This is a genomic window from Curtobacterium sp. TXMA1, assembly GCF_020162095.1.
Taxonomy (GTDB): domain Bacteria; phylum Actinomycetota; class Actinomycetes; order Actinomycetales; family Microbacteriaceae; genus Curtobacterium.
This window is the reverse complement of record NZ_CP083910.1, coordinates 172,936-199,726: the sequence shown is the minus strand read 5'-3', so window position 1 is coordinate 199,726 and position 26,791 is coordinate 172,936. Positions and strand designations below refer to the sequence as shown.

Here is a 26,791-nt window from a genome sequence, read left to right as displayed (position 1 = left end):
AGCCGGGTCGGGGTCAGGTCGTGGACCCCGCTGGCGCGAGCGGCAACGGCCCGGCGGATCCCGAGGGACCGAGGACCACGAGGTCGGCGGCCGCCCCGACGCTGAGCGGCGGACGCAGCCCGAGCACCGACACCGCACGCACGGAGGACGCGCGCACGGCCGACGGCAGCCGGTCCGGACGACCGTCGACGAACCTGGCCACGGCGTCGGCGACCGTGATCGTGCTCCCGGCCAGGGAGGAGCCGTCGGCGAGCCGGGCGACCCCGTCGGAGACCACGACCTCCGAGCCGGCGATCCGGTAGCGGCCGTCGGCGCAACCGGTCGCCGCCATGGCGTCCGAGACGAGCACGAGCCGGTCACCGACGGCGCCATGCACCAGGTCGACGGTCACCGGGTCGAGGTGGTGACCGTCCACGATGCACTCCACCGTGAGTCGTTCGTCCGTCAGCGCGACACCGACCGGTCCCGGCTCACGGTGGTGCAGCGGAGGCATCCCGTTGAACAGGTGCGTGACGAGGGTCGCACCGGCGTCCACCGCGGCGCGCACCGGGTCGGCGTCGGCATCGGTGTGGCCGACCGCGACGACGATGCCCGACGCGACCAGTCGGCGGACGGCGTCGAGCGCGCCCGGGAGCTCGGGCGCGAGGGTGACGATCCGGAGCGCTGCACCGCCGGCGTCCACGAACAGGTCGACCTCGTCCGGGCTCGGTGGGTGGAGCAGCCCGGCCGCGTGCGCTCCCCGTCGGGCCGGAGCGAGCCAGGGGCCCTCGAGGTGCAGCCCGGCGAGGGTGCCGTCGTCGACGAGCGGTCGGAGGCGGTGCAGGGCGGCGACCGTGTCCGGGACCGTGCCCGTCGCGATCGACGCCACCAGGTGGGCGGTCCCCCGCGCGGCGTGGTGGGCGGCGGCCGCTCGGGCCTCGGCGACCGAGCACGAGGCGAAGTCGTACCCGAGTGCGCCGTGCGCGTGCAGGTCGACGAAGGCCGGCAGGACGGCGCCCGGCGCCTCGACCACGAGGTCGTGGGCGGGCGCCACACCGGTGCCGAGCGCGACGACACGGCCACGGTCGACCGCCAGCCAGGCGTCGGGGAGGTCGACCTCGGCGGTGACGATCCGTGGGGCACGGACGAGGACGGTCACGCGATCACCGTCACGGGCGCCGTCGACGCGGCGCGCGCCTGACGCCCGAGCAGCACCGCACCGATGGCCCCGGCGGCGTCGCCGTGGCGCGCGCCGACCAGCTCGGGCAGCCTGACCCCGGTGAGCCGGTCGGCCACCGCGGCGCGCAGCGGGTCGAACAACAGCGGCCCTGACCGGGCGAGGCCACCGCCGACGATCACCGTGTGGCAGCCGGCCACGGCGGTCAACCACGCCAGGGTGTCGGCGAGCACCTCGACGCAGTCGTCCCACACTGCTCGCGCCACCGGGTCCCCCGCCACGACGCGGAGCACGGTGTCGTGGGCGCTCGGGGCCCCGCTGCGACGGGCCACGGCTCCGGCCGAGGCGACCTCCTCGATCCGGAGGCCCGCGTGCACGCCGTCGCGGATCCGGACCTGGCCGACCTCGCCGGCCCAGCCGCCGCCGGGCACGACGGCGCCGTCGACCACCAGGGCACTCGCCAGTCCGGTGCCCACCGGGACGAAGGCGACGGTGCCGTGGCCGAGGGCGGGGTCCGCCGCCTCGGACCGGACCTCGGCGAGCGCCCCGGCGCGGACGTCGTGCCCGAAGGCGAGCGGCACGTCGATCCCGGCGTCGTGCAGGGTCCTGGTGACGCGGTCACGGACGGGCACGTCACGCCACCCCAGGTTCACGGAGAGCACCGACCGCCCGGATGTCTCGTCGACGACGCCCGGCACCACGAGCCCGACGGCGTCGAGGTCACGGCCGGCACGTCGGGCCGTCGCACGCGCACCGACCGCGAGGCCGGCGACGAGGTCGGCCAGCGCGGTGGCCTCGGGGTCGTCCCGTGGGGTGGGGACGCGCTGCTCCTCGAGCACCCGCCCGTCGTCGGCGGCCAGGCGCACCTTGATGCTCGTGCCCCCGACGTCGATGCCCAGGACGGTGTCGTCAGCGGTCATCGCGGGCCCTCTCGATCACGCCGACCAGCACCGATCGGACGCCGTCAGCCTGCCGACCGATCATGATCAGTGCAAACAACGCGCATCAATTCCGCTCACATGACGGCGGAAGCCCGCCCGTAGGATGACGTTATGACCCCGCAGCAGAGGCTCAACGCGCTCCTCGAGCTGGTGAGCGACCGCGGGAACGTCTCCATCGCCGAGATCGGTGAGGCGCTGGGCATCTCCGCTGCGACCGCACGACGCGACCTCGCGACCCTGGCCGACCAGCGGCTCGTCACCCGCACGCACGGTGGCGCCGCGGCGCTCGGCGCTGGGTACGAACTGCCCCTGCAGTACAAGATCGCCCGACAGGCCGAGGCGAAGACCGCCATCGCCCGCGCGACCGCCGCACTCGTCTCGCCGGGTGACACGGTCGGCCTGAACGGCGGGACGACGACGACCGAGGTCGCGCGGGAGCTCGGCAAGAGCGAGCGCTTCATCCGCGCCGACGGCGAGTGCGGCATCACCATCGTCACGAACGCGCTGAACATCGGCTACGAGCTGTCCGTCCGCGCCAACGTCAAGATCGTCGTGACCGGCGGTGTGGCCCGGCGGCAGTCGTACGAGCTCATCGGTCCGACCGTGCGGGACACCCTCGACGGCTTCGCACTCGACGTCGTCGTGCTCGGCGTCGACGGCCTGACGAGCCAGTACGGCGCGACGACGATGCACGAGGGCGAGGCCGAGGTCAGTCGGCACTTCGCGTCGGTCGGTCGCCGGGTCGTGGTCGTCGCCGACTCGACGAAGATCGAGCGCGCCACCTTCGCGCGCATCTGCCCACTCGAGCGCATCGACGTACTCGTCACGGACCAGGCGGTACCGGCGTCGTTCGCCGCCGAGCTGACGTCCGCCGGCGTGGAACTCGTCGTCGCGAGCTGACTCGCGGGGACCGCCCCGGCGATCCCACGGTCACGGCCGCAGCCGTCCGTCGCCGCGCCACGAGCACCGCTGTCCCGACGTTGCCGGCGTGTAACAACCTCAGATGCACGCTTCCGTGATCGAGCCGTGCGTGCTTATTGTGCACTCATGATCGATTTGGCATCATTGCCGTCACATTCACGCAAGGGAGCGAGATGACCACCACGAGCACACGCCTGCTCCGGGTCGCCGTCGTCGGCATCGGCCAGCGATCGGCCATCGCCGACCACGTGTCCGCCGCAGGCCTCGACGCCGACGGGGTGGACGCCCGGATCACGGCCGCAGCAGACACCACCGCCGCGGGACGCGAACGGGCCGCAGCGCACTGGCCGGAGGCCGAGGTCGTCGCCGGCCACCGGGCACTGATCGGCACGGACGGCGCGCCGAACCTCGTGGACGCGGCGATCGTCACCACCCCGGACTGGACCCACGCCGAGATCGCGATCGACCTGCTCCGCGCCGGCATCGCCGTCTACCTCGAGAAGCCCCTGGCGATCACCGTCGAGGACGCCGACGCCGTCCTGAACGCTGCCGCCGAGACCGGTACGCCCCTGTACGTCGGCCACAACTTCCGGCACGCAGCCGTCGTCCGCCTCATGCGCGAGGTCATCGCCCGCGGGGAGATCGGCGAGGTGAAGGCCGTCTGGGTCCGCCACTTCGTCGGCAACGGCGGCGACTACTACTTCAAGGACTGGCACGCCGACCGCAGCCGTGTGAACTCGCTCCTGCTGCAGAAGGCGAGCCACGACCTCGACGTCGTGCACGCCCTCGCCGGCGCGTACACCAGCCGGGTCGTCGGGATGGGGTCGCTCTCGGTGTACGGCAACGTCACCGACCGGCGTGACCGCAGCGACGAGCTCATGACCGACTGGTTCTCGTTCGACAACTGGCCGCCCGCCGAGCAGACCGGCCTCAACCCCGTCGTCGACGTCGAGGACGTCTCGATGGTGATGATGACGCTCGAGAACGGCGTGCAGGCGAGCTACGAGCAGTGCCACTTCACGCCCGACTACTGGCGGAACTACACGGTGATCGGCACCCACGGCCGCCTCGAGAACGTCGGGGACACCGGCGGCGGGGTCGTCAAGGTGTGGAACCACCGCCGCAACTGGGACGTCGCCGGTGACGTCGAGTACCCGATCGACGGCGTCGAGGACGGCCACGCCGACGCCGACCTGCTCACCATGACCGAGTTCCTCCGCTCCGTCGCCCTCGGTGAGCCGACCACCCTGTCCCCGATCGCGGCGCGCGCCGCGGTCGCCGCGGGAGCGCTCGCGACGCGTTCCCTGCGGAACGGCTCCGTCCCGCTCGACGTGCCGCCCCTCCCCGAAGCCACCATCCGTCACTTCACGGCCGCAGCCGGCCACGACGACCCCTCCGGAAGGAACACCCGATGACCCTCCCCTCTCCCCGCCACGGCGGCGGCCGCGGCCGCCGCCGTGCCCTGCTCGGTCTCGCTGCCGCGGTCAGCGCCGTCGCCCTCCTCGCGGGGTGCAGCAGCGCGTCGTCCGCCGGTTCCGACTCCGGGACGGGCACGGTCGCGAAGGACACGAAGGCCGACCTGACCTACGCCGTCTGGGACCAGAACCAGGTCGACGCGATCAAGGCGAACATCAAGGGCTTCAACGAGGAGTACCCGGACATCACGGTCAACGTGGACGTGACGCCCTTCGCCAACTACTTCACGAAGCTGCAGACGCAGGGTTCCAGCAACACGCTGCCCGACCTGTTCTGGATGAACGGCCCGAACTTCCAGCTCTACGCGGCCAACGGCAAGCTCGCGCCGATCACCGGCGCGGTGGAGTCGGGCGCGATCGACCCGTCGAAGTACTCGAAGGCGCTCGACGACCTGTACACCTACGACGGGACGCAGTACGGCGTGCCGAAGGACTTCGACACCATCGGCGTCTGGGTGAACAAGGCACTCTTCGAGAAGGCTGGCGTGCCGCTGCCCTCGAAGGACTGGACCTGGCAGGACTTCCAGGACACCGCCGCCGAACTGTCGCAGAAGCTGCAGGGCGACGGCGCGTACGGCGCCGCCGGCGGCATGGACGGCCAGACCACCTACTACGACACGATCTTCCAGGCCGGCGGTTCCGTGGTCGACGACGGGAAGTCGGAGTACGACACGAAGGCCGCGCAGGAGGGCATCCGGTTCTGGACCGACCTGATCGGCTCCGGCGCCTCGCCGTCGATCAAGCAGCTGACCGACACCACGGCGGACCAGTGGTTCACCTCCGGCAAGCTCGCGATGTACCAGGGCGGCAGCTGGTTCCGGTCGGCGCTGATCGGCACCGACATGGAGCAGGACGTCGTCGTCTACCCGCTGCCGAAGGGCAAGGAGCAGGCGACCGTGATCCACGGTGTCTCGAACGTCGTCGCCGAGGGGTCGAAGAACAAGGCGGCCGCCCAGGCACTGCAGGCGTACCTCGCGAGCGAGCCGGCCCAGCAGCAGCAGGGCGACATGGGTGCTGTCATCCCCGCTTACGAGGGCACGCAGGGCGCCTTCACGAAGACCATGCCCGACGCGGACCTGCAGGTCTTCCTCGACGCGGTCGACTACGCGAAGCCGCTCCCGGTGTCGAAGAACACCGCCGCGTGGAACACCCTCGAGACGAACCTGCTGCCGAGCGCCTTCGACGGGTCGCGCCCGGTCGACCAGGTGACGGCCGAGCTGGCGAAGGAGATGGACGCCGCGCTCGCCAAGGAGTGACAGTCGCGCCGATCGGCCGGGTCCGCCCCGGCCGATCGGCGCTGTCCGTCCCACCGGACACCCACACCCACACCCACACTCTCGATCCGCCCGCCCCGGCGTAGGAGCGACCCGATGACGACCACCACCCGGCAGACGACGGCGACCCGCCCGCCGTCCCGACCCCACCACGACGAGCGGCCCAGGCCGACCCGCGCCCACCGCACCGACGGCATCTGGCCGTGGCTGTTCGTGCTCCCGCTGCTGATCGGCGTCGGCACGTTCTTCATCTGGCCGATCCTGCAGACCTTCTGGTACTCGTTCACCAGCTGGGGCGTCTTCGGCGGCGCCACCTTCACCGGGCTCGCGAACTACGTCCGCCTGCTGACCGACCCGCAGCTGTACCAGTCCCTCGTCAACACGATCGTCTACACGGTGATCGTCCTGCTCGGCATCCCGATCGCGGTCTGGCTCGCGAGCCTGCTCAACACACCGGGCCTGCGGTTCGCGCAGTTCTACCGCGTGCTCTTCTTCCTGCCCTACGTCGCGATGCCGGCTGCGATCGCCCTGGTCTGGCGGATCATGTTCAACGGCGACTTCGGCATCGTGAACTGGTTCCTCGGGCGCTTCGGCATCGACGGCCCGTACTGGATCTCCACCCCGGGCTTCGCCCTCGTCGCGGTGTCGCTCGTCGGCCTGTGGTCGTCGCTCGGCTTCTCGATGATCATCCTCGGCGCCGGGCTCAAGGACATCCCGCCCGAGCTGTACGAGGCCGCCGAGCTCGACGGCGCGAGCCGCTGGCGCCAGTTCCGCTCGCTCACCGTGCCGCTGCTGACGCCGAGCATCTTCTTCGTGCTCGTGGTCACCACGATCTCGAGCTTCCAGCTGTTCGACCTGCTCTACGCCATCCTCGGCTCCACCAACCCGGTCATCCCGCAGACGACGTCCCTCGTCTTCTACTTCTACAACGCCGGGTTCATCGACAACGACAAGGGATTCGCGGCTGCGATCGCGATGGTGATCTTCGTGCTCATCGGCATCATCACCGTCGTGCAGTTCCGGGTCCAGCGGAAGTGGGTCCAGTCATGACCGGCATCATCGACGCACGCGGCAGCAGGGTCGCGGCAGCCACGAAGGCGGCGGGCCGCACCCGCGCGACGACCGCAGCTCGTCCCGGTCGCCGCGGCGGCAGCCACTGGTGGATCCACGTGGTGCTCGGCATCGGCGGGTTCGTCATGGCGTTCCCGTTCCTGTGGCAGATCGTGATGGCGCTCTCCACGAACGCACAGGTCACCTCGCCGACGCCGACCTTCTGGCCGGGCGAGCTGCAGTGGGGGAACTTCGCCCGGGTCTTCGAGCGGCTCCCCTTCCTCGACCAGCTGGCGACCTCGATCTGGGTGACCCTGATCCGCACCCTGGCGCAGATCGTGCTGTGCACCCTGGCGGGCTACGCGTTCGCCCGCATGCGGTTCCGCGGACGCGCGATCATCCTCGGCATCGTGCTGTCGATCCTGCTGGTGCCGTCACAGGTCTACCTCATCTCGCAGTACCAGATCGTGCAGGGCCTCGGGTGGCTGGACACCCTGGCCGGCATCGTCGCGCCCGGCCTGTTCAGTGCCTTCGGCACGTTCCTGATGCGGACGGCGTTCCTCAACATGCCCGCCGAGCTCGAGGAGGCCGCGCGCATGGACGGCGCGAACCCGTTCCAGACCTTCTGGCGGATCATGCTGCCGCTCGCACGTCCGTCGATCAGTGTGCTCGCGATCACGACGGTGCTCTGGTCGTGGAACGAGCTGCTCTGGCCGCTGGTGGTCTCCACCCGCGCCGAGGACATGCCGCTCGCCGCCGGGCTCGCGACGCTCTCCAGCGACCGCACCATCGACTACCCGCTGCTCATGGCGGCGAGCCTGATGGCGATGGCGCCCGTCCTGGTCCTGTTCATCGTGCTGCAGCGGCGGGTGATCGACGGGCTCGCGTCCTCCGGCCTGAAGTGAGCGGTGGCCGGGACGGCCACCGGACGACAGCGCCCCTCGGGATCCGAGGGGCGCTTCGTCGTGCCCGGCGGAGCGTCCGGACGGGAGGCACGGTGCCGGACCGCCCCGCGCCTCCGGGCCGACCGCACACACGACGGGAGGCACGGTGCAGGACCGCCACGCACCTCCAGGCCGACCGCACACACGACGGGAGGCACGGTGCCCATGGGCACCGTGCCTCCCGTCTGCTGCGACCCGCTTCAGCCCTTCAGGCCGGCCGACGCCATCGTCGCGACGAACTGCTTCTGCGCCACCAGGAACAGCAGGATGAGCGGCAGCGTCGCGACCACGTTGCCGGCCATCAGCAGCGACCAGTCGGTCCGCCGTGCCCCCTGGAAGTTCGTCAGACCGAGCTGCAGGGTGAAGGAGTCGGCGTCGTTGATCGCGACGAGCGGCCAGACCAGGTCGTTCCAGGACCCGAGCAGGGTGAAGATCGCGAGCGTCGCGAGCGCCGGACGGGCGAGCGGCAGGACGATCCGGAAGAACACCTGCAGGCGGGTGCAGCCGTCGATCTGACCGGCCTCCTCGAGCTCGGCGGGCAGGGACAGGAAGAACTGCCGCATGAGGAAGATGCCGAAGGCCGACGCGAGCCACGGCACGATCGCCGCACCGAGGCTGTCCACGAGGTGCAGCCGGGCGAACATCACGTAGGTCGGGATCATGAGCAGCTGCGACGGGATCATGATCGTCGCGAGGATCGCCAGGAAGCCGAACGTCCGTCCCGGGAACCGCAGCCGCGCGAACCCGTAGCCGGCCAGCGAGCACAGGACGAGGTGCGAGACGATCGCCGATGCCGACACGACGACCGTGTTGAGGAGCCAGTGCAGGATGTCCGACTCCGCGAACAGGCGCGTGTAGCCCGAGAACGTGAACTGCGTCGGCAGGAACGACGGCGGGAACTTGTTGATCTCCGACGCTGGCTGGAGCGAGGTGAGGAACATCTCGACGAACGGCAGCAGGAACAGGAGCGCCACCGGAGCCAGCAGGAGGTGCCACGGACTGAACGGCAACCGACGTCGGCGGCGGGGCGCCGTGCGCGCGGCGGGAGCCGCGACGGCGGCCGGCCGGTTCGGGGTCTCGAGTACGCGGGTCTCGACGGTCATCGGGACGCCTTCCTTCCGGCTCGGCGCTGCACGACCGTGACGATCACGGTCGCGGTGAGGGTGACGAAGAACATGCCGTAGGCGATGGCCGACCCGTAACCGAACTGCAGGTTCTGGAAGGCCGTCTTCCACAGGTAGTAGACGATCGTCTGCGTCGCGTCGAGGGGTCCACCACGGGTGGTCGCGTAGACGAGGTCGAAGAGCTGCACGGCCTGCAGGGTCTGGTAGATCCCGACGAACGCGGTGACCGGTGCCAGCTGCGGCCACACCACGCGCCAGAACGTCTGCCAGTTGTTCGCACCGTCGATGCGCGCCGCCTCGAGCACGTCGCCCGGGACGTCCTGCAGCGCGGCGAGGTAGATCACGGTCGTGAAGGCCGCCTGCCCCCACAGGGACATGATCACGATGACGACCATCGCCTCGGCGCGGTCCTCCAGCCACCCCTGCGGTGGGACGTGCAGCACGCGCAGGACGTTGTTCACGATGCCGAACTGCGGGCTGAACAGGTAGGTGGTCAGGATGCCGGTCGCGGCGGCGGACGCCACGAACGGCACGAAGATCGCCGTGCGGTACAGCCCGATGAACCGGATGCGCCGGTTCAGGGCGACGGCCAGGGCGAGTCCGAGCAGCAGGGACGCGGGGACGAAGAGCACCGTGTAGAGCAGGGTGTGCACGGCAGCCGCGAGCGCACTGGCGTCGGTGGCCAGGTCCTGGTAGTTCTCGATGCCGGCGAAGGACGGCGGACTGAAGCCGTCCCAGCGCTGGAACGACAGCACGAGCGCCCAGACGCCGGGGAAGATCGTGAGGCCGAGCACGACCGCCAGCGCCGGGGCGACGAAGCCCCAGCCGGCGAGGCCCTCGCGGGCGGCGGCGGACCGGCGTCGGCGCCCGGGTCGCGGCGGCTCGGCGTCGGTGGTCGGACGGGTGCGGAGTGCGGGAGTGGTCACGGGGGCCTCCTAGCCCTGACGGAGTGCCTTGTCGGCGGCGACGGTCGCCTGCCGGAGTGCCTCGGCCGGTTCGCCCTCGCCCTGGAGCACGCGGGACACCGCGTCACCGAACGCCTCGGACAGGCCGTTGTACCCGGGCAGGGTCGGGCGGACCTGCTTCGCCTCAGCGGAGTTCGCCTGGATGACGTCGAGCCCGGGCAGGGCTGCGACCTGCTCGCGGAAGGCCGGGCTGTCGGCCTCGCTCGACCGCAGCGGCAGGTTGCCGACCGCGACGTTGAACCGTTCGTCCTGTTCGGGCGAGGTCAGCCACTTCGTGAAGTCCTTCGCCCAGTACGCCCGGTTCACGTCGTGGTTGTCGAACAGGGTCCAGAGGTCGGGCCCGGACACCGTCTGGTGGTCGCCGTCCGTCCCCGGGAGCCGCACGACGCCGTACGAGGTGCCCGCGGTCTTCAGGGCGGAGAGCTCCCACGGGCCGGAGGTGATCATGCCGATGCGGTCGCTCTCGAACAGCTGCGCGAACTTCGTGTCCGTCTGGTCGAGGTAGACGCTCCGGTCCGTGACGGCCATCGACCGCATGAACGTCAGCGCGTCGACGCCGGCCTCCGAGTCGAAGGCGGCGTGCTCGCCGTCCTCGGACAGGATCGAGCCGCCGTTCTGCCAGAGGTGGGGCCACATCTGCCAGGTGGTCTCCTCGCTGCCGGACACCGAGTAGCCGTACCCGAAGGTCTGGCTGTCCCGGTCCGTCAACGCCTTGGCGGCCCGCCGGAAGTCGGACCAGTCCCAGTCCGCCGTCGGGTAGGGCTCGCCGGCGGCGTCGAACACCGTCTTGTTGTAGAAGAGCGAGATGTTGTCGACGACCGCGGGGAAGCCGATCACCTTCTTGCCGGTCGGCTGTGCGGTCCCGCGGGCCGCCGGGGAGAACTCGTCCCAGCGGGTGTCCGGGTCCTCGGCCTCGGCGCGCAGGTCGAGCGTCCGTCCGGAGCGCTCGAGCTGGCTCGCCCACGACCCGAACGTGTACGAGATGTCCGGCGAGTCGTTCCCGGCGAACGACGCCGCGAGCTTCTGCAGCAGTTCGTCGGTCGACGACGCCCCGGAGGACATGTCGATCGTCACGTTCGGGTGCTCGTCCTCGTACTCGTCGACGAGCCCCTGCAGGAGCTTGGCCGCCTCGTCGCTCTGGCCCGACCACATGGTGAGGCGGACGGGCGCCGCGGTGTCGAGGACGGTTGCGCCCTGCGGGGCACAGCCGGTGAGGACCGTGGCGGCGACCGCGATCGCGACGGCGAGCGCCGTGCGGGTGGTGCTGCTGGTGCGTGTCCTGGTGCTCGTCCTGGTGCGTGTCACTGCGGACTCCTTCGTCGTCAGTGGTGCGTCGTCGGCGATCGGCCGGGTCAGATGCCGCGTGCGGGGACCGTCGCCCGGAGCGGCTCGGGCAGCAGGTCGCCGTGCGCGACCACCAGCTCGTCGCACAGCTCCCAGATCTGCTCCGGCGTGAGCGTCGAGGACGCGTTCGGGTCCATGAGCACCGCCTGCCGGATCGCGACGGGGTCACCCGTCCGCGCGGCGTGCACAGTGAGCTCGTTCACGGAGACGTACGAGCGGTTCAGCGCCGCGGCCTGCACGGGGAGCGCCCCCATCGGGATCGGGGCGATGCCGCCGGCGCCGACCGTGGTCGGGACCTCGACGACGCAGCCCGCCGGGAGGTTGTCGATCAGTCCGGTGTTCGGCACGTTCGCGTGGACCTCGCGCTCTGTGCCGGTCACCAGGGAGTGGATGACCTGCGGGGCGTACTCCGACGCGCCCTCCTCGAGCTGCACGGGTCGACCGGCCGCCAGGTCACGCTCGGCTGCCTCGAACTCCGCGACGTTGTCCTCGGAGATGCCGACGTACTCGAGCGGACGCAGGCGGAAACGGTCGACCTGCTCGGGAGACCGGAGGAACCACGACAGGTACTCCGACGAGTGCTCGCTCGTCTCCGTCGGGTAGAAGCCGATCCGCTTGTACACCTCGACCCGGACCCGGCGTTCGAGTTCGGGGTCCTGCCGGATGCGCTCGCGGAGCCGAGGGTAGAGGTCCTCGCCCTCGTGCGTCCACTCGAGCAGCCACGACTGGTGGTTGACGCCCGCCGCGCGGAACCGGGTCTGCTCGACGTCGAGGCCGACGAGCTCGGCGAGGTCGTGCGCGGTCCAGTAGACGCTGTGGCAGAGCCCGAGCGCGGTGATGTCCGGCGCGACGGTGTTCGCCCACCAGATGTTCATCGCCATCGGGTTCGTGTAGTTGAGCAGGACCGCGCCCGGGGCGACCTCGCGCATGTCCGCGGTCAGCTCCATGAGGAACGGGAAGGTCCGGAGCGCCCGGAACACGCCGCCGACACCCGTGGTGTCACCGATCGTCTGGTGCAGGCCGTACCGCTCCGGGATCTCGAGATCGGTGCGGGTCGCGGCGATCCCGCCGATCTGCACCATGTCGACGACGAAGTCGGCGTCGGCCAGGGCACGACGGCGGTCGGTCGTCGCGGTGACGGTGACCGGACGCCCGAGGCGCTCGCTCACCTGGTGCGCGGTGGCCTCGGCGACGGCGAGGCGGCGCTCGTCGACGTCGAACAGCCGGAGGTCCAGCTGGGGGAGGTCGTCGTAGCGGAGCAGGTCGGCGAGCAGCTGTCGGGTGAAGACGACGCTGCCGGCGCCGACGAACACGATGCGGGTCACGGGAAGCCCTTCGTTCGGGGTACCGCCGAGGGTCGGCGGACGGAACCACCTGCGGTGGCAGAAGGCACGGAGGGGTGGGAGGGCGCGCTACCCGACACGGTTCCCTGCGGTGCGCGGCCTCGACGGGGTTCGCCGGCCGGGCCCCACGGTAGGGCGCACCGGCCACGACCACCACGCGACCTGGTGAAACGCGCAGGACGGATGCGCGTTCGGGCACGGGCCGTTCAGGCGATGAGGACCTCGACCCCGGCCGCCGCGATCTGCTCGAGCGCCTCCCGCGGGGCGTGCTCGTCGGTCACCAGGACGGACACATCGCCGATGTCGGCCATCCGCGCCATCGTCTGCCGGCCGACCTTCGACCCGTCGCACACGACGACCACCCGGTCGGCGTGCGTCACCATCACGCCGTTCGTCCGCGCCTCGGTGTCGTCGTGGGTCGTGACGCCGCCCGCGGCGCTGATGCCGTCCGTGCCGAGGAACGCCGTCGTCACCCTGAAGGCCGAGAACGCCGCCTCGGCCAGGGGGCCGACCGCCTCGAGCGAGGTGGCGCGGAGGGTCCCGCCGGTCAGGATCGTCTTCACCCGGGGGCTGCGCGAGACCTCGAGCGCGATGGTGACGGCGTTCGTGATGACGGTCAGGCCGTTCCGGTCGCCGAGCGCCCGGACGACCTCCATCGTCGTGGTCCCCCCGCTCACGGCGACGGCCTGGCGTCCCGACGGCAGGAGCCGCGCGGCCAGCCGACCGACCGCGCGCTTGGCGGCGTCGGCCGCGGACGCGCGCATCACCACGGGCAGCTCCGGGAGCACACCGACGGCCTCGACCCGGCCGTAGCTGCGCTGGACGAGCCCGCGCGCCTCGAGCTCGCTGAGGTCGCGCCGGACGGTGGCGGCGGAGACACCGCACGCGCGGATGAGCTCGTCCGTGGTCGTCGACCCCTGCTCGCGCACCCGCTCGAGGATGTCCCGCATCCGGTCCCGCCGCTTCCGGCCGACGTCCGGGGTGTCGTTGTCCATGGACCCATCATGCGGCAGAACGATCACTGCGAATGACCGGAGTGATCGTTACGGCAGCGGAAGTGATCGGTCGTTGCCGACACTGAGACCGGACGCGGCGCCGGACGGTGCCGCGTCGGCAGCGCCGCCGACCGCGGCGCACGCACCAGGAGGACCACGTGAACCCCATCACTGCGCTCGTCGCTCGTCACCGTGCCGGATCCGGTGAGGGCATCACCTCGGTCTGCTCGGCGAACCCCTACGTGCTGCGGGCCTCGATGCGCCAGGCGCTCGAGGACGACGCACCCCTGCTCGTCGAGGCGACCTCGAACCAGGTCGACCAGTTCGGCGGCTACACCGGCATGACGCCCGCGGACTTCCGCAGGGCGGTGCTCGACCTCGCCGACGCCGAGGGCTTCCCGGCCGAGCGGTTGATCCTCGGCGGCGACCACCTCGGCCCGAACACGTGGCAGGACCGCCCGGCCGTCGAGGCCATGCCGCTCGCCGTCGACCTCGTCCGCGCGTACGTCACCGCCGGCTACACGAAGATCCACCTCGACTGCAGCATGCCGCTGCAGGGCGAGACCGCTCCGCTGACCGACGCCGTCGTCGCCGAGCGGGCCGCGGTGCTGCTCGCCGCCGCGGAGTCCGCCGCGACGGACGCCGGGATCGACCGCGACGGCATCGTCTACGTCATCGGCACCGAGGTCCCGACCCCCGGCGGTGCAAAGGAGACGCTCCACGACCTCGAGCCGACCCCGGCGACCGCGGCGGTCGGCACGCTCGACGTGCACCGTGCGGCGTTCGAGCGTGCCGGGCTCGCCGACGTGTGGCCGCGCGTCGTCGCCCTCGTCGTGCAGCCGGCGGTGGAGTTCGACCACCTGCAGGTCATCGACTACGTCCCTGAGGCCACGGCCGCCCTGCAGGAGGTCATCGAGGCGACGCCCGGGCTCGTGTACGAGGCGCACTCGACCGACTACCAGACGCCCGAGGCGCTCCGTGCGCTGGTCGACGACCACTGGGCGGTGCTCAAGGTCGGCCCGGGTCTGACCTTCGGCCTCCGCGAGGGCCTGTTCGCCCTCGACGCCCTGGAGTCGGAACTCGTACCGGAGGGCTCCGCCACCGACCTGCGCGGTGTCGTCGAGCGCCGGATGCTCGCCGAGCCCGGCCGCTGGGAGCGCTACTACGAGGGCGACGAGCACGAGCAGCGCATCGCCCGCACCTACAGCTACAGCGACCGCATGCGCTACTACTGGCCGGACCCGGAGATCACCGCCGCGACCGAGGCGCTCCTGGGCAGCCTCGACGAGGTCGGCATCCCGCTCCCGCTGCTCAGCCAGTACCTGCCCGTGCAGTACGAGCGCGTCCGCGAGGGCCTACTGCCGAACCGTGCCGAGGACATCGTGCTCGACCGGGTCCGCGACGTCCTGCGCCCCTACTCCGCCGCCGTCGCCCCGCGCTCACGCGTCGCCGACGCGGTCCCCGCCACCACCAGCAAGGAGTCCCTGTGACCACCTCCGCCCCCGCCCGCGCCGACGAGACCGCGACCCACCGCGAGATCGTGCAACAGCCCGACAGCTGGCAGCGCCTCGTGGTGTCGCTCGACGACCGCCGTGCCGAGCTGGACGCCTTCCTGCAGCCGCTGCTCGCCGACCCGGAGCTGCGCATCGTGCTCACCGGGGCCGGCACCTCGGCCTTCGTCGGGGACATCGCGAGCGTCGACCTGCGCCGTCACCTCGGCCGTCGCGTCGAGTCGATCGCCACGACCGACGTGGTCGCCGACCCGCACGGGTCGCTCGGTGCCCCGGGCCGGGTGCTCCTGGTCTCCTTCGCCCGCTCGGGCAACAGCCCGGAGAGCGTCGCCGCGACCCGCGTCGTCGACGACGTCGCACCCGGCGCGCACCACCTGGTCGTCACGTGCGACCCCGCGGGCGCCCTCGCCCGCGAGCACCGGGGGAAGGAAGGGTCGTTCGTCCTCGAGATGCCGTCGGAGACGAACGACACCGGCTTCGCGATGACGTCCAGCTTCTCGACGATGCTGCTGGCCGTGCTCCTGGCCTTCCGGCCGGAGCTCGTGGCCGGCACCGGCGCGCTGGTCGCTGCGGCACGGACGATCGCCGGCCTGGAGGCACGGATCACCTCGCTCGCGGAGGGCACCGAACGCGTGGTCTACCTGGGCAGCGGTGCGCTGCAGGGCCTGGCACGCGAGTCGGCACTGAAGCTGCTCGAGCTCACCGCCGGCGGGGTCGTGTCGTTCTTCGACACCCCGCTCGGGTTCCGGCACGGTCCGAAGGCCGTCGCGGGTGCCCACACCCTGGTGGTCGTCTACGGCTCGGCCGACCCGTACACGGCGCAGTACGACGCGGACATCCTCCGTGAACTCCGTGCGGACGGGGCCGTCCGGGTCGTCTCCGTCGGCGGCGACGCGGACGACGAGCGCTCCTTCCCGCTCGACGACCTCGCGGGCCTCGACGATGCACTCCGGAGCGTCGCCCTCGTCGGCTTCGCGCAGCTCCTGGCCCTCGCCACGTCGGTCGCGCACGGGTGCACGCCGGACAACCCGTTCCCGGGCGGCACGGTCAACCGCGTCGTCCAGGGCGTGACCATCCACGACCACCGCGAGGGAGCCGCCCGACCATGACCGTCTTCCTCGGCATGGACGGCGGCGGCACCAAGACCGCGTTCCTGCTCACCGACGGCGAGGGCACCACGCTCGCCGAGTCACGGCAGCCGACCTGCTCCTGGTTCGACGCGGGTACCGGTCTCGTCGGCGACGTCGTCCGAGCCGGCGTCGACGCGGTGACGGCGGCGGCCGGCATCACCTCGGCGGACATCACCTCCGCGTACTTCGGGATCCCCGGACACGGGGAGTCGAGTCCGGACACCCCCGTGCTCGACGCCCTCCCCGCGGCGGTACTCGGCCACGACCGGTACTCCTGCGGCAACGACATGATCGGCGGGTGGGCCGGCTCCCTGGCGGGTCGGGACGGCGTGAACGTGATCGCGGGCACCGGCTCGATGGCCTACGGCGAGCGCGGCGGCAGCGCCCACCGCGTCGGCGGCTGGAGCGAGGTCTTCGGCGACGAGGGCTCCGCGTACTGGGTCGCCGTGCAGGGGCTCAACGCGTTCTCGCGGATGGCGGACGGTCGGCTCCCCCGGGGTCCGCTGCACGCCCTCCTGCGCGAGCGGGTCGGGGTGTCCGAGGACCTCGACCTGATCGGCGTCGTCATGGAAGAGTGGGCGGCGGACCGCGGCACGGTCGCCGACCTGGCGAAGGTGGTCGTCGCGGCCGCCGACGCCGGCGACGAAGCCGCTGCCGACGTCCTGCACCGTGCCGCGGCGGAGCTCACGACCCTGGTCGTCACGACCGTCCGCGCGCTCGACTTCCCCGCCGACGAGGCCGTCCCGGTGTCGTACTCCGGCGGGCTCTTCCGGGCGCCGCGGCTCCGCGAGGAGTTCGCCACCGCCCTGCACGCGCAGGACGCGGCCGTCGAACTCGTCGAGCCGCGCCACGACCCGACCGTCGGCAGTGTCCTCGTCGCGATGCGCCGCGCCGGGGCACCGATCCCCGAGCGGTTCGCCGCGGACGCGACCCCGGCGATCAGCTCCGCCCCGGCGCGCTGATCCAACGACCCGACACCACGAGGAGACCACCGTGCAGACCACCTTCGCGTTCGACGGCCTCCGGGTCCCCGCGAACGTCTCCGGGCCACCCCGCCGGACCACGGGCGGGTGGATCGTGCCGGCGGGTCCCGTCGCGCTGCTCCACCCGTTCGGTCCCACTGCGGAGTTCTACCGGCACGGCTGGAACTCGTGGAGTCCGAGCGGGTGGACGCGGCTCGACGGCGACACGATCGGGATCAAGGACAGCCCCGAACGCCTGCTGACCGCCGACGACGCCGCGAACGAGACCCCCCACGCCCACTCCGGCAGCGCGGTGGGAGCGGTGACCAGCCCGGACGGCGGCACGCTGCTCGTCGGATCGCTCGGGCTCGGCACCCCGCGGGTCGGCGCCGACGGCAACGTCCTGTGGGCGAGGAGCGAGCACGACGACGCGGAGTGGTTCGTCGCACACGGCACCGAGCAGGACGTCTTCGCCGCCTACGCCGACCAGGTCGCCGAGCGGCTCGGCCGCCGGACCGCCCGCGCCGGCACGGTGTGGAGCAGCTGGTACTCGTACCACGAGGACATCACCGAAGAGCGGATCGCCCGTGCGGCAGCCGACCTCGAGGGGTACCCGGTCGACGTCTTCCAGATGGACGACGGGTGGGAGCCGATCGTCGGGGACTGGACGGCGGGACCCGACTTCCCGAGCGGGATGACGGCCACGGCCCGGACCATCGCACGGCACGGTTTCCGCCCCGGCATCTGGCTCGCGCCGCTGATCGCCCTGCCCGGCTCGACGATCGCCACCGAGCGCCCCGACCTGCTCGTGGCCGGTGCCGACGGCCGTCCGCTCGTCACCGGGCACAACTGGGGGTCGCACTACCACTCGCTCGACACGACGCACCCGGAGGTGCTCGACCACCTCCGCGGGGTCTTCGACCGCATCACCGCGGACGGCTACAGCTACCTGAAGCTCGACTTCATGTACGCCGGCGCCGTCGCGGGACACCGACACGTCGACCTGCCCCGCGAGCAGGTCTACCGGCGGGCGATCGAGCACGTCCGGGCCACCGTCGGCGACGACGTCTACCTGCTCGGGTGCGGGGTCCCGATGATCCCCTCGGTCGGGGTGTTCGACGGCGCTCGCGTCGGCCCGGACGTCGCACCGTTCTGGGACAACGCCGAACGCGTGGGCGACCCGTCCGGCGAGGGCGCCCGCAACGCGCTCGTGTCCTCGATCAACCGGGTGTGGATGCGGCGGCTGTACGAGGTGGACCCGGACTCGGTCTACTTCCGGAGCGAGCGGAACCTGCTCGGGCCGGACGAGCGTCGAGCACTGCAGGACACCGCGGCGGTCCTCGGGTTCCGGTCGACGTCCGACCCCGTCGAGTGGCTCCGGCCGGAGGAGCGGGTCGAGGCCGCGAACTGGCTCGGCGGGACCGCGGTGGTCGAGCAGCTCGGCCGGTACGTCTTCCGTGTCGACGACCGGCTGGTCGACCTCACCCCGTCCGTCACCGGCGAGCGGGCGGTCGACGCGGCGTCGTTCATCGGCTGACCCGCTGGCGGGTGCTGCTGCGTGCGACCTGCAGCGCCCGTCCGGTGGCCGTCGTCGGGCGTCGTCTCAGACGGTGACGACGACCTTGCCGGCGATCCGGCCTGCAGCGCCCTCGGCGTGCAGCGCCGGGAGCTCCGCCAGCGGGACGCGTCGGGTGACCTCGACGGTCAGCTCGCCGGCGTCCACGAGCGCGACGAGCTCCGCCAGTCGCTCGCGGTTCGGCAGGACGAACACCGTCGCGGCTCGGACGCCCCGGGACGCGTCGTCCGGCGTCGCCATGAACGCCGTGGTGCTGACCACGGCGCCGCCGTCACGGACCGCCGCGACGAGCGCCCGGAAGCGCTCCGGCTCGATCGGCGCGAGGTTGAGCAGCACGTCGACCGGCTCGTCGAGCGCCGCGAGGACGTCCGTCGTGGTGTGGTCGACGACCTGCTGGGCGCCTGCTGCGCGGACCGCGTCGGCGCTCCGCGGGCTCGCGGTGGCGACCACGTGCACGCCGGCGCGGACGGCGAGCTGGATCGCGTACTTCCCGACCACCCCTCCGGCGCCGTTGACCAGCACACGCTGGCCCGCCTCGAGGTGACCCTCGTCGAACAGGGCCTGCCACGCGGTCAGCGCCACGGACGGCAGTGCCGCCGCATCGACCAGCGGGACGGTCGTCGGGGCGGTGACCAGTGCCTCCGCGGGCGAGACGACGTACTCTGCGGCACCGCCGTCGCGCTCCATCGGCAGGAACCCGACGACCGCGTCGCCGACGGCGAGGCCCTCGACGCCCGCGCCCAGCGCGGCGACCGTGCCGGAGACGTCGTAGCCGGGGACGTGCGGGAGCTGGACCGGGATCGGCAGGAAGCCGCCGCGCATGCCGTTGTCCGCGGCGTTGTAGGCGGAGGCCGCGACCTGCACCAGGACCTCGCCGGCGCCCGGCTCGGGGCGCTCGACGTCCTCGATCCGCAGGACCTCCGGTCCGCCGACCTCGTGGAACCGGACCGCCTGCATCGTGTTCTCGTTCATGGTCTTCCCCTTCGTAATGTGCTTCGAATTCGAAGCGATGAGGCAACCGTACACCTACTTCGAGTTCGAAGCAACGGGTAGGATCGATCCATGACCACTCCCCCGTTGGCACTCACCCGGACCCAGCTCGACGCATACCTGTCGTTCACCGAGGTCGCGGCGCTGCTCCGCCCCGCGGTCGAGCAGCAGCTCCGGAACGCCGGCGAACTCAGCTACGTCCAGTTCCAGCTGCTGGCGCGGCTGGGCGATGCGCCGGACGGGCGGCTGCGGATGACGGACCTGGCGGACGGGGTCGTCTACAGCCGCAGCGGGCTGACGTACCAGGCGCAGGTGCTCGAGCAGCGCGGGCTCGTCACGCGGGGGCCGTCACCGGACGACGAGCGGAGCACTGTCGTCTCCCTGACGGAAGCCGGGCGTGACATCCTCACGGCCGTCTTCCCGGGCCACATCGCGACCGTGCACGGGCTGCTGTTCGCGCAGATCAGCGACGACGATGCAGCGACGTTGGCAGACGTCCTCGGGCGCGTCAGCGGGCACCTGCGACAGCACCCGCCGCGATCCGCTGGTCGGGGGCGGCGGAAGGCGACGCCGCCCACTGGTTGAGCGGCCAGGACAGCGCCAGCACCGTGACGACCGAGACGATCGAGACGAGTGGCACCCACCAGAAGCGCAGACCCTTGCTGCGACGAGCGAGTCCGCCCCACAGCGGCAGCACGATGCTCGAACCCACCGCGAGGACGAAGGCGACGGAGATAACCTGCTGAGCTCCCAGCGAACACGTCCCCGCTCCCCCGCAGGGCGTGTAGACCATCAACGTGAACTGGTAGAGGTACCAGACGATGACCGCCGTGACGACCGCCACGAGCTCCAGGAGAGCGAAGGTCACGTCCTGCCACGGAGCGGTCGCTGTCTCGCCCCTCCGCTTCATCGTCGACCCGTGTGCATGCAGGAAGCCTGTCGGCTAACCGGTCGCCGCACCAGTCCGCCTTGTCGGGGACAGGGCACCGCTCGCGGTTGCAGCCGTCTCCGCCGCGTCCGGACGGGAGGCGCGGGGCGGGCTGGCACCGCCCCTCCCGTCCGGCAGTGGCGAACCGGCACGCGTGCGGTCCGTCCCGAACAGGGGCCTGCGGCGGCGAGCGCCGCTTCACTAGCCTCGCCGCGTGAGTCACCTGCCGATGAGGACGTCCGTGCGGGTCATGCGCGCGCAGATGCCGTCGCGGCGGCCGATCGAGGTGGCGCGGTGGGTCGGTCTCGGTCTCGTGGTGGCCGGCGTCCTGCTCAGCGTGGTCGGGTCGGGCGTCGTCGCCCTCCTCGGTGCGCTCCCGATCGTCGCGGGTGGCGCACTCTACGTCGTGGCGACCGTCCGCTGGTGGGACCGCGCCGTCGACACCGCACTGGTGATCGGCGCTCGTGACGACCGCTCCGCACGTTCCGCGGGATGGCGCCCGACGGTCTCCGTCACCGATGTGCGCAGCGCCCGCCGTATCGCCCTGTGGCTCGCCGCGGTCCTGCCGGCCCTGGCACTCGTCGCCGGGATCGGCAGCTGGGCGATCCCGGCAGTCGAACCGACGCCGGCGCCGGCGATCCCGGCGGCCGCACCACCCTCGACACCTTCGCCGACACCGGCCACTGCCGCTCCGCGCGGGGCCCGCGGTCTCCCCGTCGCACCGTTCACCGTCGAGGACGGGGCCGTGCACATCGCGCAGATCGACGACGAGGACGCCTGGGCCGCCGTCTGTGAAGCAGCGATGGGCGACTCCGACTGCCAGGCGTGGGGCGTCGCCTCCTCGATCGAGTGCGACCTGCGGATGACGATCAGCTTCGCATCGACCGAGACCGGGCCGGTCACCCGCACCCAGGAGCGCTCGGTCCGCGTCCGGCCCGGGACACCCGCGTACCTGGCCTCCGCGGCGGCGGAGCCGTGGAGCGGCGTCGAGGCCGCCCGGTGTCAGCCGAGGCCGGAAATCGACGACCACGTCGCGACCTGGTTCGCCACGCAGGACTACGAGGCCCAGCCCGAGGGGTGCTGGAGCCTCGGCTGCATCGGGTTCGACGTGATCCCCGAACGGGACTGCCCGGCGGCGGACGTGCAGTACTCAGTGTTCGACGACTACGGGCGGCTCGGGAACCCGCACGATCTCGTGGTCCCGGTCGAGCTGCACGCGGACGAGCTCGTCACTGTTTGGGCGGGTGGGGTCGAGAGCTTCGCGGGCGACGCCGTGCTCATCCGGATCTCGTGCCCAGGGGCCGACGACGACAGGACGACCTCTGCCGCGAGTTCGCGGAAGCAGGCGAGCGGCTCGCCGTGACCGCGTCCGGACGGGAGGCGCGGGGCGGGCTGGCACCGCTCCTCCCGTCCGGCAGTGGCGAGCGTGCTCGCGCGTCAGGTGCCCACCCGGTCCGGCGGCGCGGCTGCGCTCTTGAGGTGTGGGGGTCAGGTACGGATCGCGGTCGACCGGCTCGGAGCGGGCGCAGCACCTCCAGGAACACGAAAACCCCGCCGAAGCGGGGTTTTCTGTGGCGGTACCAGTGGGATTTGAACCCACCCGCGAGGCCCCGAGCGGCTCTCATCAGGCGTCCAATCCCCCTGAGTACGGGGCTTCCGCCGACCGGTCCGGCCAGGCTGAGCCATGTCGAGCCAACTGGCGGTGCACCAGAATGCACCACGAGCACGCCTCGACGACGCTGCCCCAGGCAGCTGCGATCGTAACTGCTTGCGGACCACCTATATGAGACGGGTGTCACGAGCCGTGCCGGTGCGACGTGGCTCGTATGCCGAAGGACCAATCAACGCCCTTGGCCGCTTGACAGCAGGGCATGGAGACTTTGTTGAAGTCGGGTCACGAGACCGGTGGGGCCGGTGGAAGCGCCGCAACGCGTCGGGCGTTCGGGCGGCTGATTGCGATGCCGACCAGCAGATCGCAGCGAGGTACCGGCGCCACCTTGCGCCTCGCCAGGGCTGCCACCTCTTGCGGTGCGACCGAGCGCAAGGGGCGCTCAACTCATGCCAACCTGCGAACGGTGATCCGCAGCGCTGTGCAGGAGGAAGAACGCGCAGGGGCAGCGGAGCCGTCATGCGGTCATCGCACGGAGCACCCGCGACTGGACACGAGCCCTCACTTCTTGGCGGCCGCTGACAAATCGCCCTGACCGGTAGCAACCGCCCGTCGTCGTCGGTCGCTCGTGCGAGAGTGGCCGCGTGAACGCCGATGGCCTCGGACCGAAGACGCCGAACGCTCTCGACATGTCCAAGCTCCTGCCCGCGCTCGACGTGCTCCGCGACTACAAGGCCCCGACGGTCGACATGTCCAAGCTCCTGCCCGCGCTCGACGTGCTCCGCGACTACAAGGCCCCGACGGTCGACGTGTCCCGACTGCTGCCAACAGTCGACGTGTCGCGACTGCTGCCAGCAGTCGACGTGTCGCGGCTGCTGCCCGCTCTGGACATCATGCGGAACGTGAAGGCCCCGACCTATGACGTGTCGCGGCTGTTGCCGGCGCTCGAGGCGATGCGCGGGGTGATGGTTCCGACGTTCGATGGGACCCGTCTCCGCCTGCTCGACGGCTACAGCCGACTTACCGGCACCGGGCTAGACGCCGTCGGTGCCCTTTACGCGTCGCTCGACAGTACGCAACTTCTTCCGCACCTGGACGACGCAGCCGGCGCGCTCGCCCATCGCGGCGCACTGCGCTGGAAGTACGACGAGATTCACGCCGCCGCCGGTGCACTCGTCGAGGACTTCCACACCCTTGAGCCGGCAGTGCAAGCAGAGCTCGAGGACCGCACCGAGGGCGCTCGTGACGCGCTCTCCGTCACCGACAGCCAGCTCGAGCAGAGCCTCGACCTTCTCGGCGTCCGCGACGCCCTGCGCTTCTACGGAGCAGCAGCGCGGACCCCGCTGGCAACGTTCGCCGCCATCTTGGCGGGCAGCGGCTGGTACCTGCTGAGCTGGGGTTCCGCGGGCGACGCGATCCTGGTCGGCGCCGGCGTCTTCCGCGAGGCGCGGAAGCGACTCGGAGCACTCGATCCCGACAAGTGAGGTCGAGGCGCCCGGCGCCCACCCAGATCACGGCCGCTTAAGAGCTCCATCCCCCCGCAAGAGGAGGCACCCCCGAAGATGGGGGTGCGCCCCGAATCTAGACCGGGCCTCCGACGCCACCGGCGCTTGCGAGGGCGCGTGCCCCTCGCGCTCCCCCGCTACCCGAAGAGCGAGGCTTGGACCACGCGCAGCACCAGCAGACCCGCGATCGCAGCAAGGTATACGGCTACGAGGTTGAGCCCTTGGAGTACGAATTGCCACCACTTCCGGTTATCGGCGAGGTACAACGATGCCGTCGCCGTCGCCGCGGCGATCAGGCCAGCAGCGCCGACCAGGTAGAGCGCGAGCCCCGAAACCACGCCGTTGAGCTCGTCGCCGGGTTCCGACGACACCGGCGGCGGGTTCAGCGCTTGAAGCCCCACAGTGATCACGACGCTCAAGAACAACGCGACGAACGGGGTCAGGACTCGGTACCGCAAAGCGACTCGGTCCGATTGATTGGGCATGGGTTCCTTCCAGGGCTGACACCGAGGGAACCACTCCGCTCCCCCAGCGGGCGTCACGGCTTGATGAGGGAAGCCATGACGCGGTCGCGCGGCCGCACGCCCCCGCGTGCGCCTCGGCGCCGCCCTATCGGCCGGCCGCGCTCCGTCCGACCGAGGCACATGAACGCTGTCGGACAGTAGGCGGCCGTCGTTAGTCAAAAGTCGGTAGCTGCGGCCGCGATACCGCGGCGAGCATTATGTCGACGCAGGTGAGCGGAGCTCGCGCCACCGACGACAGAGGTCAATGGATAGAGCCGGCACAGCTGACCGGCTCAAGAACTGGTCATCGACCTGCAACGGCAGTGCTCGTCGTGGTCGTCGTGCTAGCCGCTCTCGCGTTCTTGCAGGTGCTCACCGTGGGCTGGTGGTCACTCGGCGTCGCCGGGACCGGGGCGCTTGTTTTCGACGCAATTTGGCTGCTACGGATCACGCCGGCGTACGTCCGGCTTGCAGCAGATCGATACGCCGATGCACTCCTGGGGACAGCTAACGAGCCAACCGCAACGATCTGATCGGAGCGGGTCGCTGATAACGCAGGCGCTGGCGCAAGGAATCCACGGCTAGCTCGCTGATTGACGGATCCGCAGGCCTCGAACCGAGACTGCTGGTCCCCGCCTGTTGCATCAGCTCTAAATCCGCGCCAAAATTTGCCCCGGAAGCCTGTTCCTGAAGGGCGGGCGAGGTGGTCGGCTGCTCAGCGCTTCCGAACCGGCATCCGTAACGCAGCAGAGCCGCTCGCGCGCGGGGCGCTGAGCGGCTCTGGTGCATCACACGCGTTCAGGTCTGCAACGACTGGATCCAGTTGATCAGGCGTGTGAAGAAGTTGTCGTCCGGGTTTTGTTCGATGTCGTCCATCGCTGTCTCGACGAGGCGCTTGCCTCCGGAGAACGCAACGCCGTTGGCGAGGTGCTTGCCGAGTTCACGCGCAGCCTGCAGCCGCGGGTCCCTTGGGCTTGGGTTCTGGGTTGGTTCGTCTGGTTCGGAGTTGTCTCGCTTTCGGATTGAGGGTGGGTCGAGGGGTTCGTTGGCGCCGGTCATGGCTTTCTCCAACGCGGGTACCCGGCACGGTCGTGCGCGGGGACGCAGCCTGCGCGGGCTGCACCTCTAGTCCGACTGCTCACCTTCGCTCTGCTGGTGCCGGTAGCCATCGATGAGGGCTAGGAGACCGGCCTTCGCAAGAGCAGGCTTGGTGATGTTGAGTTGCTCCGCGATGCGTTCTGCTTCACGGTCGTCCTCAGCGGACAGTCGGAAGGAGATGGGTGGGCCGCTGGTGCTGCGCCGCTGCATCTCCTTGATACGTGTTTCGGTGAACGAGTCACTCATCGGTACTGAGCGCCCCCTCCCGAGGGGGCTGAACTCTGTTAGTGCTCGTTGTGATGTTCGCCATGTTGACCTCCTTCGATCGATTTCTCGGCAGTCCTTCTGCCATCTCTGCCCCTGAGTCGGCGGCTCGCGCCTCTGTCACGAGATGCAAGCTTGCCGACTGTGGGCATGACAACAGTCTAGCACACTGTTTACGTTTGTAAACATTCGAGTGATTCGCTGTCAGCGAACCGACGACAGCGACCTCGAGTGGAAGCTAGGTCCACGCGTGCCGAATAGGACCGTTTGTGGCACAAGCGGGAGGCCTGAGCCGGTGAGGGCTCCTCAGGCGGCGAGTCGTGTAGCGATACTCAGTGCCGGTATCTATGAGTCGTTACCAGCTGTGCGCGGCGAGTTCCGCTACGTTCTCGAGCATGGGAGAGCTCCTCGGGTACGCGCGAGTGTCGACGACCGATCAAGATGCGTCGCTGCAGCTTGATGCGTTGAACGCAGCGGGCTGCTATCGAGTGTGGGTCGACACGATGTCAGGCTCGCTCGAGCATCGCCCCGAGCTGACGAAGCTCCTCGACCAGCTCCGCCCAGGCGACACGCTCGTCGTCTGGCGTCTTGATCGCCTGGGCCGCTCGATCCGGCACCTCATCGACCAGCTCCAGGCGCTGGGGGAGCGGGGTATCGGCTTCCGGTCACTACAGGAGACCATCGACACCACCTCGCCTGGCGGTCGACTCGTGTTCCACGTCTTCGCCGCACTGGCCGAGTTTGAACGGGACCTGATCCGTGAGCGCACACACGCCGGTCTCGCCGCCGCGCGAGCACGCGGGCGGACCGGTGGCCGACCCCCGCGGCTCTCCGTGGAGCAGGTGCGAACTGCTCGGCGCCTCTACGAGCAGCAGGACATGACCGTCGCCCAGATCGGTGACGTCCTCGGCGTCAGTCGCACCACGGTGTATCGAGCGCTCCGCCGGGAGAGCGAACCTCTCACGGGGCGGCGACGGAAGTCGGGTGAGGCGCCGTGAAGAAGCGACCTGGACTGAGCGACCGGCCTGAGGTTGCTCAGCACCTCCACGACGACATCGTTGTCACTCGCGAGAAGCTCAACGCCTTCATACGCGATGACGACGCCGTTCAGCTGCTGGTCCTCGCCGAGCTCCGCTCTCGCGCTGCCGATCAGGAGACGACCCTGGTTCTCACGCTCCAAGCA

At 70.8% G+C, this 26,791-nt stretch carries 25 protein-coding genes; 13 read left to right on the top strand and 12 right to left on the bottom strand.

What is annotated here, in order from left to right:
* Positions 1-13: 13 nt before the first annotated feature.
* Together LCG91_RS01075 and LCG91_RS01070 are read right to left on the bottom strand one after the other, a co-directional pair.
* On the bottom strand, positions 14-1,138 hold the full coding sequence (locus LCG91_RS01075; RefSeq protein ID WP_224442198.1) for an N-acetylglucosamine-6-phosphate deacetylase: 1,125 nt from the start codon (positions 1,136-1,138) through the stop codon (positions 14-16).
* Positions 1,135-2,076 carry an ROK family protein gene (locus LCG91_RS01070; protein ID WP_224442197.1) on the bottom strand — a complete coding sequence of 314 codons (942 nt, stop codon included), beginning with the start codon at positions 2,074-2,076 and terminating at the stop codon, positions 1,135-1,137. Before LCG91_RS01070 ends, LCG91_RS01075 begins: the two co-directional genes overlap by 4 nt.
* Before the next feature lie 132 nt (positions 2,077-2,208).
* Here LCG91_RS01070 and LCG91_RS01065 point away from each other — a divergent pair, with 132 nt between their 5' ends.
* The 5 genes from LCG91_RS01065 (at position 2,209) to LCG91_RS01045 (ending at position 7,722) form a co-directional block, all read left to right on the top strand.
* The gene (locus LCG91_RS01065) at positions 2,209-2,997 is read left to right on the top strand and encodes a DeoR/GlpR family DNA-binding transcription regulator (RefSeq protein WP_224442196.1); all 789 of its coding nucleotides are present in this window, start codon (positions 2,209-2,211) and stop codon (positions 2,995-2,997) included.
* A 194-nt stretch (positions 2,998-3,191) separates the two neighbouring features.
* Positions 3,192-4,433: a Gfo/Idh/MocA family protein gene (locus LCG91_RS01060; RefSeq protein ID WP_224442195.1), complete on the top strand. Its 1,242-nt coding sequence runs from the start codon at positions 3,192-3,194 to the stop codon at positions 4,431-4,433.
* Positions 4,430-5,749, top strand: coding sequence for an ABC transporter substrate-binding protein (locus tag LCG91_RS01055; RefSeq protein WP_224442194.1), 1,320 nt, complete (start codon positions 4,430-4,432; stop codon positions 5,747-5,749). Before LCG91_RS01060 ends, LCG91_RS01055 begins: the two co-directional genes overlap by 4 nt.
* 114 nt (positions 5,750-5,863) lie before the next feature.
* Positions 5,864-6,817: a carbohydrate ABC transporter permease gene (locus LCG91_RS01050; RefSeq protein ID WP_224442193.1), complete on the top strand. Its 954-nt coding sequence runs from the start codon at positions 5,864-5,866 to the stop codon at positions 6,815-6,817.
* A complete protein-coding gene (locus LCG91_RS01045) occupies positions 6,814-7,722 on the top strand; it encodes a carbohydrate ABC transporter permease (RefSeq protein ID WP_224442192.1) in 909 nt (302 codons plus the stop codon). The genes LCG91_RS01050 and LCG91_RS01045 overlap by 4 nt, the downstream gene beginning before the upstream one ends.
* Positions 7,723-7,961: 239 nt before the next feature.
* Here LCG91_RS01045 and LCG91_RS01040 read toward each other — a convergent pair whose 3' ends face one another.
* The 5 genes from LCG91_RS01040 to LCG91_RS01020 all read right to left on the bottom strand — a co-directional run bounded on the left by LCG91_RS01040 (position 7,962) and on the right by LCG91_RS01020 (position 13,532).
* Positions 7,962-8,864, bottom strand: coding sequence for a carbohydrate ABC transporter permease (locus LCG91_RS01040; protein ID WP_224442191.1), 903 nt, complete (start codon positions 8,862-8,864; stop codon positions 7,962-7,964).
* Positions 8,861-9,811, bottom strand: coding sequence for a carbohydrate ABC transporter permease (locus LCG91_RS01035; protein ID WP_224442190.1), 951 nt, complete (start codon positions 9,809-9,811; stop codon positions 8,861-8,863). The genes LCG91_RS01040 and LCG91_RS01035 overlap by 4 nt, the downstream gene beginning before the upstream one ends.
* 9 nt (positions 9,812-9,820) lie before the next feature.
* Positions 9,821-11,155 (bottom strand): ABC transporter substrate-binding protein, encoded by a 1,335-nt coding sequence (locus LCG91_RS01030; RefSeq protein WP_224442189.1) that lies wholly within the window; start codon positions 11,153-11,155, stop codon positions 9,821-9,823.
* Positions 11,156-11,202: 47 nt separating this feature from the next.
* On the bottom strand, positions 11,203-12,519 hold the full coding sequence (melA, locus tag LCG91_RS01025) for an alpha-galactosidase (protein WP_224442188.1): 1,317 nt from the start codon (positions 12,517-12,519) through the stop codon (positions 11,203-11,205).
* Positions 12,520-12,743: 224 nt separating this feature from the next.
* Entirely contained in the window at positions 12,744-13,532 is a 789-nt protein-coding gene (locus tag LCG91_RS01020; protein WP_224442187.1) for a DeoR/GlpR family DNA-binding transcription regulator, read from the bottom strand.
* 158 nt (positions 13,533-13,690) lie between these two features.
* Between LCG91_RS01020 and LCG91_RS01015 the strand changes: the two genes are divergently transcribed.
* The 4 genes from LCG91_RS01015 to LCG91_RS01000 are packed head-to-tail and all read left to right on the top strand — an operon-like array spanning position 13,691 to position 18,672.
* Positions 13,691-15,022 carry a D-tagatose-bisphosphate aldolase, class II, non-catalytic subunit gene (locus LCG91_RS01015; RefSeq protein WP_224442186.1) on the top strand — a complete coding sequence of 444 codons (1,332 nt, stop codon included), beginning with the start codon at positions 13,691-13,693 and terminating at the stop codon, positions 15,020-15,022.
* Positions 15,019-16,152: an SIS domain-containing protein gene (locus LCG91_RS01010; protein WP_224442185.1), complete on the top strand. Its 1,134-nt coding sequence runs from the start codon at positions 15,019-15,021 to the stop codon at positions 16,150-16,152. Before LCG91_RS01015 ends, LCG91_RS01010 begins: the two co-directional genes overlap by 4 nt.
* Complete coding sequence (locus LCG91_RS01005; RefSeq protein WP_224442184.1) at positions 16,149-17,135, top strand: N-acetylglucosamine kinase; 987 nt, start codon at positions 16,149-16,151, stop codon at positions 17,133-17,135. The genes LCG91_RS01010 and LCG91_RS01005 overlap by 4 nt, the downstream gene beginning before the upstream one ends.
* A gap of 31 nt (positions 17,136-17,166) precedes the next feature.
* A complete protein-coding gene (locus tag LCG91_RS01000; RefSeq protein ID WP_224442183.1) occupies positions 17,167-18,672 on the top strand; it encodes a glycoside hydrolase family 36 protein in 1,506 nt (501 codons plus the stop codon).
* Positions 18,673-18,738: 66 nt separating this feature from the next.
* Here the strand turns inward: LCG91_RS01000 and LCG91_RS00995 are convergent, their stop codons facing one another.
* On the bottom strand, positions 18,739-19,668 hold the full coding sequence (locus LCG91_RS00995; protein WP_224443183.1) for an NADP-dependent oxidoreductase: 930 nt from the start codon (positions 19,666-19,668) through the stop codon (positions 18,739-18,741).
* A gap of 105 nt (positions 19,669-19,773) precedes the next feature.
* On the opposite strand from LCG91_RS00995, the gene LCG91_RS00990 reads away from it, so the two are divergent.
* A complete protein-coding gene (locus LCG91_RS00990) occupies positions 19,774-20,286 on the top strand; it encodes a MarR family winged helix-turn-helix transcriptional regulator (RefSeq protein ID WP_224442182.1) in 513 nt (170 codons plus the stop codon).
* Here LCG91_RS00990 and LCG91_RS00985 read toward each other — a convergent pair.
* Complete coding sequence (locus tag LCG91_RS00985) at positions 20,210-20,569, bottom strand: hypothetical protein (protein ID WP_224442181.1); 360 nt, start codon at positions 20,567-20,569, stop codon at positions 20,210-20,212. The genes LCG91_RS00990 and LCG91_RS00985 overlap by 77 nt on opposite strands.
* A 274-nt stretch (positions 20,570-20,843) precedes the next feature.
* Between LCG91_RS00985 and LCG91_RS00980 the strand changes: the two genes are divergently transcribed.
* Together LCG91_RS00980 and LCG91_RS00975 are read left to right on the top strand one after the other, a co-directional pair.
* A complete protein-coding gene (locus LCG91_RS00980) occupies positions 20,844-21,992 on the top strand; it encodes a hypothetical protein (RefSeq protein ID WP_224442180.1) in 1,149 nt (382 codons plus the stop codon).
* A 995-nt stretch (positions 21,993-22,987) separates the two neighbouring features.
* On the top strand, positions 22,988-23,722 hold the full coding sequence (locus tag LCG91_RS00975) for a hypothetical protein (RefSeq protein ID WP_224442179.1): 735 nt from the start codon (positions 22,988-22,990) through the stop codon (positions 23,720-23,722).
* Positions 23,723-23,880: 158 nt separating this feature from the next.
* On the opposite strand, the gene LCG91_RS00970 is transcribed toward LCG91_RS00975, so the two are convergent.
* The 3 genes from LCG91_RS00970 to LCG91_RS00960 form a co-directional block, all read right to left on the bottom strand.
* Entirely contained in the window at positions 23,881-24,162 is a 282-nt protein-coding gene (locus LCG91_RS00970) for a hypothetical protein (RefSeq protein WP_224442178.1), read from the bottom strand.
* An 882-nt stretch (positions 24,163-25,044) separates the two neighbouring features.
* Positions 25,045-25,305, bottom strand: coding sequence for a hypothetical protein (locus LCG91_RS00965; protein ID WP_224442177.1), 261 nt, complete (start codon positions 25,303-25,305; stop codon positions 25,045-25,047).
* Positions 25,306-25,371: 66 nt separating this feature from the next.
* A complete protein-coding gene (locus LCG91_RS00960) occupies positions 25,372-25,590 on the bottom strand; it encodes a hypothetical protein (protein WP_224442176.1) in 219 nt (72 codons plus the stop codon).
* Between the two features lie 413 nt (positions 25,591-26,003).
* On the opposite strand from LCG91_RS00960, the gene LCG91_RS00955 reads away from it, so the two are divergent.
* A complete protein-coding gene (locus LCG91_RS00955; RefSeq protein WP_224442175.1) occupies positions 26,004-26,606 on the top strand; it encodes a recombinase family protein in 603 nt (200 codons plus the stop codon).
* Positions 26,607-26,791: the final 185 nt, after the last annotated feature.